This window comes from Balneola sp. (assembly GCA_002694685.1).
Lineage (GTDB): Bacteria > Bacteroidota > Rhodothermia > Balneolales > Balneolaceae > Gracilimonas.
This window is the reverse complement of the sequence record NZMW01000001.1, coordinates 17220-31553: the sequence shown is the minus strand read 5'-3', so window position 1 is coordinate 31553 and position 14334 is coordinate 17220. Positions and strand designations below refer to the sequence as shown.

7 protein-coding genes are annotated in these 14334 nt (G+C 40.7%); 1 reads left to right on the top strand and 6 read right to left on the bottom strand.

Going from position 1 to position 14334, the window contains the following annotated elements:
• Positions 1-6 precede the first annotated feature (6 nt).
• From CL667_00115 to CL667_00090, 6 genes are read right to left on the bottom strand one after another with little or no spacing between them, the layout of a single operon-like run.
• The gene (locus CL667_00115) at positions 7-3357 is read right to left on the bottom strand and encodes a hypothetical protein (protein ID MAL16085.1); all 3351 of its coding nucleotides are present in this window, start codon (positions 3355-3357) and stop codon (positions 7-9) included.
• Between the two features lie 17 nt (positions 3358-3374).
• On the bottom strand, positions 3375-5546 hold the full coding sequence (gene rnr, locus CL667_00110; protein MAL16084.1) for a ribonuclease R: 2172 nt from the start codon (positions 5544-5546) through the stop codon (positions 3375-3377).
• A 10-nt stretch (positions 5547-5556) separates the two neighbouring features.
• A complete protein-coding gene (locus tag CL667_00105) occupies positions 5557-10272 on the bottom strand; it encodes a hypothetical protein (protein MAL16083.1) in 4716 nt (1571 codons plus the stop codon).
• Complete coding sequence (gene aroB / locus CL667_00100; GenBank protein MAL16082.1) at positions 10272-11363, bottom strand: 3-dehydroquinate synthase; 1092 nt, start codon at positions 11361-11363, stop codon at positions 10272-10274. Before aroB ends, CL667_00105 begins: the two co-directional genes overlap by 1 nt.
• A complete protein-coding gene (locus CL667_00095; protein MAL16081.1) occupies positions 11356-11919 on the bottom strand; it encodes a shikimate kinase in 564 nt (187 codons plus the stop codon). Before CL667_00095 ends, aroB begins: the two co-directional genes overlap by 8 nt.
• Positions 11916-13499 carry a hypothetical protein gene (locus CL667_00090; protein ID MAL16080.1) on the bottom strand — a complete coding sequence of 528 codons (1584 nt, stop codon included), beginning with the start codon at positions 13497-13499 and terminating at the stop codon, positions 11916-11918. The genes CL667_00095 and CL667_00090 overlap by 4 nt, the downstream gene beginning before the upstream one ends.
• Positions 13500-13525: 26 nt before the next feature.
• Here CL667_00090 and CL667_00085 point away from each other — a divergent pair, with 26 nt between their 5' ends.
• Positions 13526-14179, top strand: a complete 654-nt coding sequence (locus CL667_00085) for a hypothetical protein (GenBank protein ID MAL16079.1) — start codon at positions 13526-13528, stop codon at positions 14177-14179.
• Positions 14180-14334 lie beyond the last annotated feature (155 nt).

Sequence of the window (14334 nt, the reverse complement as noted above, 5' to 3'; positions counted from 1 at the left end):
ATCTTTTTAGAAATCGATCCCAATTGAGAAATAGTGTATCGGCTTATCTCCAAATCCATCTCTGGCATAAGGCCACCCTACATCATACCTGAAAGGCAGACCAAACAAAATGGTTCTAAGACCAAACCCGGCACCAATCAACAGGTCACCATCATAATAAGGAGCCTCGAAGCGAGCTGGTCCATTTTGTGTCTCTACGAAGGAACTAAACTGTTCTTTGGCTACTTTGAAGTCTAGTCCGGCTTCATTCACAATAGGGTTTTGCTGAGCGTCAAGAAGTCCATATTCAATTCTCTGCCCCCACGCGGTTCCGACATCCAAAAATGCGGCTCCTGTAACATTGTATAATGGTAATATTGGTACCGCTCCCGGAACAATCGCTGCAAATAGAGGAAATCTAAATTCAGCATTGATTAACGAAAAATTGCTTCCATAAATGCTGTTGTAGGCATATCCCCTAACCGGAAGTGCGGGAACAGTAAAGAAACTATCGGTGAGGCGATCAAAAGAGAGGCCGTTATCATTAAACTGCTGGTTTATCCAGCCCATTCTTCCTCCCATGAAATACGTTTGCTTGTCACGTCCAAATGACGCAGCTCCTGAAGCACGGAGCGCTATTGAATAACGCTGGCCAAGACTTACGTACTGACGGAAATCACCCAAAACTGAGGTAAACAGTGGAGCATTTTCTCCAAAACCGGGACTACCGGAAACACCAATAGAATATCTTCTACCACCTTGAGGAGTCAAAAAACCGGGTAAAGTTTGGTCATTGGTAAAGATGACTTCCGGATATAGGAAGATACTTCTGCGGTTACTTGGCTGACTGGAATTAGTGTTTGATAAACCCGCAAATCGATCACTAACGGAGTTATAATCTCGAGTTACACCTAAGGCTGAAACTCCAAAATCTATCCGCTTAAACTTATCAAATGGGTATTGGATATTAACCGCTCCACCAAAAGTTCTGAACCGGATCAACTCTCCAAAAAAGGTCTGATATCTCCTTGAAGTGTGAAAATATGAAAGAAACCAGTTGGTTCTGTTTTTCAAGTATCCATATTGGAGAGAATAGTCACTGTTCCTAAGATCAGAAACAAAATTTGTTCCTAATGCAATCTGATGATCCCCAAGCAGGTCGCTTATTATAAGTTGAGTTTGAGCAGAAGAACCGTAGGTAGATGCCACAAATGTGGGATTGTAGGCAATGTCGGTTGTAAATTTTAACCGATAGTTTTTCGGCTGAAAGCGTCCGTCATCCGTGATATTATTCTCAGGGTTAAAACTTTCAATATCTTCGAGTTCTAAGGTAGTGTCTTCAATGACTTCAGTATTAAAGACATAGTTTCTAAAATCAATTTCTCCTTCTCCCTCTTCCTGTTGCGCTTGCTCCTCTTCAGTTTCTTCAGCCCCTGCATTTTGAGATTCTTCATCTTCTTCCGTTAGCATCTCTTCTTGCACATCAGCTACTTTTGGATCTGAAAGACTTAGTCCATTCGCAAACATTTCACGGACATAAAGTGTTGCCGGAACGCGATTTGCCTGACTTTCACTAGCTCTTCTCTGAGCCCAATAATTTTTTGATAAAGCTTCTTCTTTCTCTCTGGTGAATGGTGAACGTAAGAGAAAAATATCCAGATAACCTTCGTTTATGGAGTTAAATGCAAGCCTTGACCCATCTCCACTTATTGATATTTGAGAAACACCAGTCTGTAAATTGGTTAGTGGTGATGAAGTTCGGGTAGCTAAATCATATTTATAGATGTTATAAATTCCGTTTTCATCTGAAATAAATACGAGTCTTCCATCTCTTGTAGTCTGCGGATTCTTCTCACTCCAATTAGGAGTATTTGTAAGGCGGGTTGCAGTACGAGAGTCCAAACTGACTCTATATAAGTCTGTTTCGTACATGCTCTCATTACTCAAGAGATCGTACTCGAGTGTATATCTATGAAGGTCCACCTTTTCACCTCGACTAGAAGAGAAATAAATGAATTTTGAATCCTGACTCCATGCGGGCTGCATATCCGAAAAGAAATCTCCGGTAAGATTGACCAGTTTTTGAGTATCTATGTTGTAAACGAAGATATCCTGATAAGGGCCGATGTTACCGTCAAAGGCTAACTTATTTCCATCCGGCGACCACGATATAGAAGCAATGGCATCTAATGTTGGAATTTTAACTTTGTCAATTTTTCCAGAGTTATAATCAATAATGGCAATATCATCTCTTCCTTTCGACTTAGTTGAAAGAGCAATTTTACTTCCGTCAGGTGACCATGCAATATTTGGATTCAGGATATTTAACTCCTCAAAATCCGGATTATCCTCTCCTCTGATCAAAGTTTTGAGCTTCCTGCCATCAATCGCACTTATAACAACAATATCAAAATAACCTCTCTTGTTAGTTATAAACGCAATTTTATCTCCCTGTGGAGAAATAGAAGGACTTGTGTTATACGTTCCGAATTCACCTCTTTCTGTCAGCAGATTAGCAATTACATCTGTACGTTCTCGCTCAGCTACTTCCGGATAATATCGTTCCTGTAGTTTATTCTTCCAGGCTTTAGAAAGTTCGCTTATGCTTAAGCCAAGAGATTGCTGAAGCCCAATTTCAACGCTTCGGGTTGTTTTAATACGCTGTAAAATTTCTGCAATCTTCTGGCGCCCATATTCCTCAGCTATATAATTCCAAACCGATTGGCCACCTCGGTACGCATAATATCCGCTTAAATACTGAATAGGTGGCAAGTAATTATTGATAACCGCATCTCTGATATACATATCAGTATTAGTATCCCAGCCCAGAGCGGTGTATTCGGCTAAACCCTCTTCAAACCAAAGTGGGAAAACAAGTTGAATATTGTTTCGGATAATTGAATTGATGGTACCGCCGTAGAACATATCGTTAAACACGGCATGGACAAGCTCATGGTGTAGAGTTCGGCGAAAATCAGAATAATCTCCATCAAACGGAACGGTCATTCGGTTCTTCAATTTGTCGGTTACACCACCGATCCCTTCTGCGCTTATTGGGAGGTTTACTACGTTGGTTTGGGAAAAATCATTATGAGAATCATAGATAATTAGCGTAATACGGTTTGATATCTCGTGGTTAAAATCCTGACTCAGCTGTTTGTAGGCAGACTCAATACTTTTAGCTCCAAATTCAGCAAGCTCATAGTTCTTTTCTCCGTAGTAATAAACATCAAAGTGTTTAGACTGGATATATCTCCACTCAAAATCTTCGTACTGAACTCTGTTTTTACCAAAAGAGTAGTACTGGGCAAGTGCCGGGGTCGAAGAGGCTAATAAAACCGCCGCAAGTACTAAAACTGAACTAATTCTAACTTTCATAATAATTGTCTTATTCGTTACCGGGCTAATCCAAAATCAATTTGTCGTTTTTCCAGGTTTGTGCTCTTGACACGAACTCGGATTTCATCTCCCAGCTGATATTGTTTTCCGCTTTTTTTACCAACCAAAGCATGGCGCTTTTCGTTGAATACGAAGTAATCACTTTTCAGATCGGTCATTCTGATCATTCCTTCACAATAAATGTCTTTTAGTGTTATAAAAATTCCACGTTCCATAACACCACTGATAATTCCATCAAAAGACTCGCCGATTTTAGAGCTCAAGAATTCCACTTGTTTTAACTTAACGGAATCACGTTCAGCATCTACAGCAACTCGTTCGCGTGCACTGCAATGTTCGCCATCTTTCTTAAGCTGATCGTGTGTATAAACACGAGCTCCTGAATTGTAGCCTTTTAACAGGCGGTGAACAATTACATCGGGGTAACGGCGAATAGGGCTTGTAAAGTGTGCATAATGTCCAAACCCTAATCCAAAGTGCCCAAGGTTGTCCGGAGAATATTCAGCTTTAGCCATTGCTCGTAACATCAGTCCATTAACGATAGACTCCAAGCTTGTATTTTCCACTTTCTTAAGAAGGTCGTTAATTTTCTTTGGGCTGATGCTATTACCCACTTCAAACTTGATTCCTATAGGCTTAACTTGCTCAGCAATAGCGTTTAATTTTTCCGTATCCGGCTTATCATGTACGCGATAAAAGAATGGATAGAGATCTTTTGAGCGCTTTTTGCCTGAATCTTTCCGCATCTCTTCAACATGCTGGGCAACAGTTTTGTTAGCCATCAGCATACACTCCTCAATCAAACGGTGTGCAAATATACGTTCTTTGAGAATCACATTTACAGGCTTACCATTATCATCAAGTACAAATTTTGGTTCTGGAGAATCAAAGTCTATAGCGCCCTCCCGAAATCTCTTATCAAGTAAGATGCGGGCTAGTTCTGCTACTGTTTGTACTTCATTACTGAACTTATGCTTTTTACCGTCTACGACTTCCTGTGCTTCTTCGTAAGTAAAGCGCTGCTTGGAATGAATAACCGTTTCCTCAACAGAGTAGCTTACTAACTTACCCTGAGAATTGATTTCCATGAAACAGCTATACGTCAGCTTATCTTCGTTCGGGCGTAAACTACATACCCCATTACTTAACACTTCAGGGAGCATTGGTATAACACGATCGACGAGATAAACACTTGTTCCACGGCTGTGTGCCTCTTCATCCAAAACAGTTTTTGGAGTGAGATAATGAGTCACGTCGGCAATGTGTACACCGAGATAGTAATTTCCGTTATCGAGCTTCTTAATGCTTAGTGCGTCATCAAAGTCTTTGGCATCGGCCGGATCAATCGTAAAGACATTTTCATCTCTGATATCACGGCGGCGAGCACATTCTTCTTCAGGAATTTCAGTAGGAATTTGATCTGCATATTCTGAAACATTTTTAGGAAATTCAGCAACCATATCATTCTCAGCCAAAATGGAAAGAATGTTGGCGTCGTTAGAACCTGATTTACCTAAAACTGATTTTATTCTTGCTTCCGGAAGTGCTTTAGGATGAACCCAATTCTCAAGTTCAAAAATAACCTTATCCCCACTCTCTGCACCATTCACAAAATCAGGCAGTACAAAGAAGTTAGTATGAACGGATTTCTTGTCGGACTCTATTACATAATTGTCTTTGCTGACTTCAGTCAGAGTTCCAACATAAAAGTCTTTTCCTCTTGAAAGAATTTCGAGGATTTTACCCCTTGGCTGGCTTGATCTTTTATTAGATCCAGTCACTTTTACCTTAACCCGGTCATCATTCAAGGCCGTTCCAACATCTCTTGAAGAAATCATAATGTCTTCTTCAAGCTCATCCGTAATCACATAACCGGTTCCCCGAACTGAGATATCAATTCTCCCCTCATATATGTCCGATGATTTTGATGACTTACTTTTACTTTGCCCCTTCTTCTTATCCGCTAACATGATGTAATGATCCTTTCGGCTGATTACGTTGCTGTTAGCCAGTCGGCTCAGGCACTTGTCCAGTTGTTTTATTTCCTTATCGCTATTTAAGCGAAGTACACTAATTATTTGTTCTCTTGATAATGTGTTTTCCGGGCTGTTGCGGATTAAATCTACAACCAACTCGTCAAACTTTGTCTGTCTTTTATTCTTACTCATTCAAATTTTTTTAAGTGGGATCTTCTCCCAATCTATTTTCTGTTATGTCTTCTTGATTTTGTTCTTTCTTATCTGAGCCAAATAGTTTTCTGAACGGTGAGAGTAATCGTTTAAAAAATTCATCCCATGTGTTAAAACTTACTTTGGCCTCAACCCCTACCCCATTTATATCTTGAGACTGTTGTGATTGGTCGGTACTACTCAGGGTTCCAAAAGTCAGGTCTTGTCGGTGAAATGCAGTAACAGCAAAGGTACGGTTTATCTGATAAGTAGCACCTAAATCACCAATATTAGATTGCCTGCCAGTAATTTGTCCTTCACGGCGTAGAATTAATTTGTCATTATAAAGCCGAAGGGCTACTCCAAGATCTACTTGGTTATAAGTATTTAGGTTAAAATCTACATCTAAACTACTCAAATCACTGTTCAATAACGAATTCACCTGATTTGATAACAATGGGTTAATAACCTGACTCGAAAGCAATGGATTTAGTACCGCAGCACTACCTGACAAATTTTCTCCAAACAAATTATTCTGTGTTTGTCCTGCTGAGGAAACTGGTATAAAATCACCCATTAACATGAAATTAGTGGCCTGAATCAGCTTCAGACTTTCGTCTCGGTTAATCGATGCTAATTGAGTTGACAGAGTTGAACTTTGCTGTGACTCAAAAGTATTAGGCAACCGGAAAAAGAAATTATTCTCGATACTTGTAATTGTTCCACCAATATTCAAAACAAGCTCAACAGGTACGCGCTGGGCGTTTTCAGGGTCTCTTGCACCAGTATTACTTAAGGTGTTGATATCTGGACGAGCACCATAAATGGCATTTAAATTCAGGCGTGCATTTGCGGGATCGCCTTCCCAAGTAATACTACCACCTGGCTCCAGTTCAAAGCGGCGGGTAAAAATATCCCCACTCACAAACTGATATCGACCACCCGTTATATCAAATCTACCAAACATAGAAACCTGCTCATCATCAAGCAGAATACGAATGCGGCCGGTCCCGTCTGCTGTTACAATGTCACCGGTTACAGGATCAAAAATAAGCCGAACAGTCATCGGGTTATTTGCTACAAATTGTAAATCCAGTGTAAAGCGTTCTGCAAAAGTAAGCTCTTCCTCTGTTTGATTTGGTGCACCGTTTATTCTGTTACGTTCATTTGCCGAGGAAGAATTATTTGTGAGATCACTTACATCAAAGGAATCAACAAATCTGATGAAGCGGCTATCCTCATTAAACTCTGTTTCTTCTAATAAAGGGATGGATATTTCCGAGAAATCAGAAATAACAATCGGTTGTTCCGTCCGCAATACCGGGTTTAAGTTTGTCCCTGAAATTGTAACCGTACTTGAGCCATAGGCTTTACCGAAAAAGGCGACAGTGGGATCAAATGAGCTATTCAGAAACTGGAACTCATCCATTTCTAAACTGATTCGCATGCTATCGGTTGGGCCAAAATCATTGGTATCATAAAAGCCGCCGAGTATAGCATTACCACCGGAAGGATCAATCAAATAAATGTCATTAAAAGTGAACCCGGCATTTCTTGTGAAAGTGAGGTTGCCCTGAGCATAGTAGTAAGTATCCAGAAAATTCGGACGTAAGTAAGCTGCATCCTCAGTACCAACATCAAAGCTGGATTCAAAATCATAAGTTTCCAGATTCCCCCAGATTTTACCCGTTCCCTGTGCAAGTCCGGCACCTTCAGCAAAAACTTTAGGCCCGATGTATGGTAGAATCCAGAGGTCAATATTCTTGAAATCTACATCAAACTGGTACAGCGTATCTGCGTCAGGGAAATCACCTTCTACAGGAGCGAGCACATATCCGTTGATATCAAATTCCTGTCCTTGCCTGTCGCTATTTGCATAGTAAGACGGATATTTTGCTGAATCTGTACTCACAGAAATATTGGTATCGAAGCGATCTAGCTGCTGATTATATTTACTCGAAATGTTTACATCACCGAAAAGAGTCCCGTCCAGGTCAAAAGCTTCCACATCTACATCACCCTGAATAGTTGGAACGGTTGTTAGTGTTCGGGTGGTAAAATCACCGTTCAATACACCGCCAAAGCTAAGGCGACCAGCAATCAGGTCAGAAAGTCGATCAAGCCTCACCTCGCTGATATTGTAATTAACTGAATCCTCAGGAAGGTTACTGAAGGTACCGTCAATCCCAACGAACTGGGAGTCACTTTCGAACACAAAATTTCTTAGCACTAGACTCTCATCTGCCTGATATTCAACCATAGGTGTCCCCCGGTTCACCCAGCGATAGGTATCTGCTCCAAGCTCAAAATTCTTAATAAAGAGGCTCAATGCATTGTCGCTAATGTGCCCGCCGGCATTAAAAACAAAAGACGCTTCATCTGCTATCTGGCGGATGTTGCTTTGAATATCAACAGAGTCCTGATTCACGTTTGCAGAAATGCTTACCTGTTTCCCTATTAGATATCCATAGTCTAAGTTTGATGCATTCGCTTGAAACTGGAGGCCTGAAAATTCTTTGAGCTTAGCTTCTTTCCTAAACCCACCCGTCAGTTGAAGCATAAGTGAATCAGCTTCCAGATTCTTCATTTCGGTTTTGGAATCAATCAGGGTTGCATTAAAAAGCAGCCGCTGAGAATTAACATTTACAGTAGAGTTAATTCTGGCTGAAGTTGTGACCATCGGAAATGCAGGATAGTAGGCATTTATGATACCCAGATTTTTGAGCCTTGCCGTTACAGATACATTTTGATTCTCAGTAATCCGAATGGAATCTGAAATCACATCTGTTTCTTCAAAAAGATATTCTTCTTTCACTCTTTGTGTGAAGTACGAGCTCCATTGTTTACCTAATGTAACCAAGCTAGCAGGTTCAAAGTCGCCTTCTATGGTTGCATCAAAAGCAGTTGAGGTAAGCCGTAAAATTCGGTTTTGTGCTTCCGGCTCATTGAAATCAACATATATTTGATGGCGACCCAATGTATCATCTCCGGCAACTGCTCTGGTAATATCCAGACTTACCTGACCAAACAACTCATTCCATTCTTTCCCTTTAACATTAAAGTCATACTCTACATCAGCATACACTTCTTCCATCCTTCCATCCCGGATCAGGTCGTTCAAGTATATATTACCCGCACTTCCCTGAAGCGAGTAGCTTGGTAGCGAAGACTTTAGATCAACCCTGCCATTTGTAGTAATCAAAGAACCATTCACCTCTGCCCTGATATCAGGTTCTATAATGCCATCATTCCAATTTGCCAATATGGAAACTCTATCAAAGTTGCGGCTATCAAGTACGCCTTGCTGTGATTTTATCACAAGCCCACCAACGCTGTTCTTCAAATCAAGGGAAGAGCTTTTGAACTCTCCTGTTAGCGTAAGATTAGTGGACTGCACTCGAGGATCGAATAAATTCCCAAGATCTAAAGAGTCTGTGTTGAAGTTATAATCGACGGCAATCTGAGATTCCCAGTCTATACTTCCCTCTGTCCGAATTTCACCTCGTTGAGAATGACGGGCGGTCAAATTAGTCGTTGCCTGAGATTTACTTCCTGATATTTGACCTTCTATTCTGGTTTCGGCTACAGCTAAAAGCTGTTCAGGGGATAGATATTCTCCAAAAATGGCGAGCTCTTCCTGCCCAAATATTAAGGCATCCAGATTAATGTCATAGAAAATGTCAGACGGATTTTGAAGATTCTTCACATACCCATTCAAGTTAGCAAAGCTCTCTCCAATGCTGATTTCAGCGGCGGGAAAATACAAGGAATCAAGACTTCCTTCTCCTCTTATTGTGCCTCTTAATGTAGCTGGAAACTCAGGAGCATCTGGTACAAATTTAGACAAATCCTCTTTCTCTGCTGAAAACCGATCAATCAGAAAGGTCAGTTTAGATTCCGTTAGCTGTTCCAGAGCATTTCCGGCCAGCAGATTCACCCCATCAGCTTCTCCGCTAAAACGGATATTGGAATTCCCGACTTTAACGTTTAAAGCATTCAATTCCAGAAAGCGGGAATCATTATAAATCTGCCCAAATAATTCCACCTTTGGGATACTCAATTCAGGGATTCCAAACTCGAATTTATTTACATCCACAAAACGCTGGTCTTCGGTGAACTCAAAGAATAAGTCCATATGAACATTCTGAAACTGCAGGCTGTCGCCCGATGAAAATCTATTCTCAGTACTTAAAGCGTTTCGGAAGGTGAAATTTCCATCTTCAATAAGCACAGCAGGTACAATAATCTGAAATCTACTGCTTGATCCTTCAGAGATCAGCTCCTGGTCTTTTGTTATAGCAGACTGCTTTGGATTGAAAGCTTGTTCCAAGGAGAAATCACTATCCGGATCAATAACACCTTTCGGGCTTTTTACGCTTAATGAATTTATAACTACCCTATTCTGCAGTAATGACCAAAAATCTAAACTTGCTGTAATGGAAGCTGTTTCTAAAACAGGCTCAAACTCTGATGAATCCGGATATATTTTCACCTGATTCAAGTCTACCTGTAAGGGAACGAGTCCTTCCAGCTTACCAATACTTAGAACTCCCTGGAAATTTTTACTGAACCGATTTTCAAGCTGATCGGCTATTTGATTCTTAACAGGCTGAAGCTGCATCAGCCCAAATCCCGCACCAATTACCAAAGCCACGGTAAGCACAAGAACCCCGATAAAGGTCCAGAACACATTCCAGGATTTATGTAACCAACGGATGTAAGCCACTATTGAAAAATATTTAGAGTATGATGCCAGGCAAGTTTAACAAATTCCGTCTCAGAAACGTTATATACATAGGGAGAAGCCATTTCCTTTAATAAAACCAGTCGAATTTGTTCGTCCTTTACTTTCTTATCTGTTTTCATCCATTCAACAAGTTCTGCCGGTGATGATGATATTTTATCCAGAGACAATTTATACAACGCTTTAAACTGCAATAAATTGGACAACTCAATAGAAGCTCCCAAAGAATTCGAAGCATGAACCGCAGCTATCATTCCTGCATAAACAGCTTCACCATGGGAGTATTGCTTATAGGCTCCTTCTCTTTCAATCACATGAGCAAAAGTATGCCCGAAGTTCAAAAAAGCTCGTCTTCCGGCTTCCAGCACATCTTCTGAAACAACATCCACTTTTATCTGTGCACTTTTTTGGATAAGAGGCAGCCAAGATTTTCCATTTGTGAAATTATCCTCATCCAACAAGGTTTTTACTTCGTCAAGAATTTCCGGGCTGTGAATCATTCCATATTTAAGTACTTCGCTGAGTCCATTCACCCATTCTTTGTAGGCTAAAGTTTCCAGATACTTAACGTCCATAAAAACCGCTTTGGGTTGGTAAAAGCTCCCAATTAGGTTTTTGCCGGTAGTATGATTTATACCTGTTTTCCCGCCAATCGAGCTATCGACCATGGCCAGCAAAGTTGAAGGAACATGGACTAAAGGTATGCCTCTAAGTACCGTTGCAGCTACAAAACCGGACAAATCACCGGTTACCCCTCCGCCAATCGCAAATAGAGGAGTTCCTCGCTCCACGCCCTCGTTCAATACAAAATCCAAAGCTTGTTTATAAACTTCGATATTTTTGGCTTGCTCGCCACGAGGAACTTCAAATACGTGTAATTCTGAAAAATGCTTTTTTAATGCCCTTTCAAAATGAGTTCTATGGTGCTCCAACACAAAAGCATCAACCATCAAGAAAGCTTTAGATGAGCCAAATTGCCGGATATAGGATTCCAGCTCTGCAGAAAGGTCATAGCCAAAGTGCAGTTCGTACTTATTTTGTGTGGATGTTTGAACGGATATAGATTCAGACATGCCGTGTAATTTTTTCAATAGCTGCTTCTGTTATTTCATCAACAGATGAATACAAGGTAGTATCTATAGTAATTTGAGCCTGTTTGTAGAATGTTTTTCTGCCGGAATATAAGGTTTTCAGCTCTGTAAAGAGAGTTTCTCTGGATTTAATTTTTCCGGACTCATTAAACAGAATTGGGCGCTCATCACTTTCAAGCACTCGATCCACAATTACTTCCATTGGAGTTTCCAGATATAGCAGTATTCCACTCACTTTAAGATGATCAATAATACGCTGGTTTTGCAGAGCTCCCCCTCCCAGCGAAACAACCCCTTTAAAGTGCCGGGTTAAATCCAGAAGGTATTCCCATTCCTTTTCTCTGAAATATTCCTCCCCCTTTTCTTCAAAAATCTCTTTTATCGATTGCTCTTCTTTTTCCTCAATAACAGCGTCTAAATCACGGTATTCACGTCCTAATTTATCTGCCAGAGATTTACCTACGGTGCTTTTTCCTGAAGCCATAAATCCACAAACATAGATACTGTCTTTAAACCTTTCTAAGCGGTACGAATTCATGTATTCGGTTTTTTTGGGGTTACCATTTCAACATCTTCCTTATCCACAACCACTGCGCCCGGAGGTGAACCTTTAGGCTTGCGCACGTATTTCTTTTTGGTGATGATAACCGGAGCCAGATTCGAACCTTTAGCCTTCGAGTTAAACGCAGCATAAGAAGCAGCTTCTAACAGCACTTGTCTTGAGGGCATCCCTTTATCATTCCCCATTCTTATTACTAAGTGAGATCCGGGCACCCCACGGGCATGCATCCATACATCTTCTTTGTGTGCTTTTTGAACTAAGGTATCGTTGCTTTTCGCATTTTTCCCTATCCATACAGGGTAGCCTTGAATTTCCAATGTGTGAAAAGGCAGCTGATCTTCATCATCCGAGCTACCCTGATTCCGATATTCCTTTAACTCTGCCTCATGCTCACTTTCCCAGTCTTTAAATTCCCATAGGTTCGTTATTTCTTCAGCTTCTGCCAATAACCGCTCCGCCTTTTCCTTTTCTTTTTGCATGATGGGGATGCGCTTCATGGCTTCTTCGTAGGACTTTTCAGCTCCTGATGACTTCTTGTAATACCGCTGAGCATTTTCAGCAATGTCCATTTCTTGCTCCAGGGGAATGGTCACCTTTTCACCTTCTCCATATAAATCGTCCACTTCAATTTCTTCTGAATTCACATTCCCAATATGCGCATTAGCCATAAGGATGTGACCCCATTGTTCGTATTTTTCAGCCCGCTCCAATCCTTTATCTGCCTCATCCAAATTACGAAGACCGGATTTCGTGCGCTTTATCTTTCTTTTGAGACTCTTGAGAAGTGATGACTTACGCTGTTTTAACCGTTGACTACGGGAATAGTTTTTATATCTGTATAGAACCAATTCGTTTACTGAAACAAATCGTTTTTCAGTTGGGACAGGCAAGGTTTTTTCTGAAAACAGTGTAACCTCCCCATTCTCTAATAATCGGGGAAAAGGCTCTTCCGCCATTTGTTCACAGGTTTCCCGAACGAATTCTCTCAGTTCTTCCTCGCTTTTATCATCCAAGTCATAAATATCTGTGAGCTCTTGGATATTTTGCCGGGGATACATCGCGTTTATTGCTACGATTTTATTCTTCGTGCTTTTTCTGCTGATGTCTTCCTCAATCTTAAAAACATTTAGTTCCTGTGGACTCGGTGGCTCTGCTCCAATTTTGTCGTATTCTTTAAAAACTTCTGTGATTTCACCTTCTTTTGATAGAAAGGCATTTGCCCGATTACTGAACAAACGAAAGTGAAGTTTCGCGCCATTATCAAAATGGATAAATACCCACCGGTCGGTCTCTGGTATGGTTACGTCAGTAATTTCTACACCGTAGATGCTTTCAAAAAAATCAATGGTGTTGCTTTTTTTTGCGCCTCTGTAACTATCCAGATATAACGCAATATTCCCAGGAGATGAACTGAACGATAATCGGTGTTTATCGGTCTTTCCGGCCACAAAAAGTTCCAAAAAATTCTTGTACGGACTCACCGCCTGCTCAATTCTGCCGGCAATCAACTTGTTTTTAAGCTCTTGCTTTAGATATATTAACTCGTAGTAATTCATTTAATACAGAGGGAAATAAGGGTTTCATGCATTATCCAATATTCAATTCTATTGTCAATACTGTTGAATCAAAATTGGGGAAAAGGGGAATAAAGGCCAATAAGTTCACCACGTGGGAAGATAATAAGATTCATGCCACTGGTTTAGAATTAATCATAGGTTTGGACGAAACGTCTAACTTCATGGATTCACTTTCTATAAATTTTGATTGGGACAGTTTCAGAGAAACTTCTATGGCTAAAGAGTTGGAAGGTATGGATAGTCATCCTTTTCTCAAGATCGAAACTTTAACCAATTCTACGGTTACCCCTACCATTGATGTTGAGATGAGCTGGTTGTTTGATATTGAACGCTGCCAACCTGAAATACCCGGAGAAGCCGGTAATTATCGTATCGAAAAAGCCAGCCGCTGGATGGAATCGATAAGTAAGAAAGTAAATGATCTTCTTGCCAAAGATGACATCATCACCCGCTGGCACATTGAAATTGATGGAGACGAACATGGGCGCTATCTATCAGCCATTAACCTAATTTCATACTTCCAGTATGAATTAACCTCACCTAAGAGCCTCAATGAGGTCAATCAGCTGGTCAGTAAAAAACTTCAGGATTTGCTACTCAAAGCCAACAAGGTGATTTACCTTGCAGATGAAATTCTTGATGATTCGGTTGCTGCTTAAGCCTTTTGATCCTTGCCTAGTAAAAATACACATGTCATTGCGAGGAGCCCAGATTTGTAAGTATGCTTGCGAATTATAACGACGCGGCAATCTACCAGAATAAACATCCCAAATAGATTAAGAAGATCGCCACGTCGAATGGCAATGTTGCCCAA

Excerpts from the sequence above, each read along its gene's own strand:
- CL667_00115 (MAL16085.1), bottom strand. The coding sequence starts at position 3,357 with ATGAAAGTTAGAATTAGTTCAGTTTTAGTACTTGCGGCGGTTTTATTA.
- rnr (MAL16084.1), bottom strand. The coding sequence starts at position 5,546 with ATGAGTAAGAATAAAAGACAGACAAAGTTTGACGAGTTGGTTGTAGAT.
- aroB (MAL16082.1), bottom strand. The coding sequence starts at position 11,363 with ATGTCTGAATCTATATCCGTTCAAACATCCACACAAAATAAGTACGAA.
- CL667_00095 (MAL16081.1), bottom strand. The coding sequence starts at position 11,919 with ATGAATTCGTACCGCTTAGAAAGGTTTAAAGACAGTATCTATGTTTGT.
- CL667_00090 (MAL16080.1), bottom strand. The coding sequence starts at position 13,499 with ATGAATTACTACGAGTTAATATATCTAAAGCAAGAGCTTAAAAACAAG.
- CL667_00085 (MAL16079.1), top strand. The coding sequence starts at position 13,526 with ATGCATTATCCAATATTCAATTCTATTGTCAATACTGTTGAATCAAAA.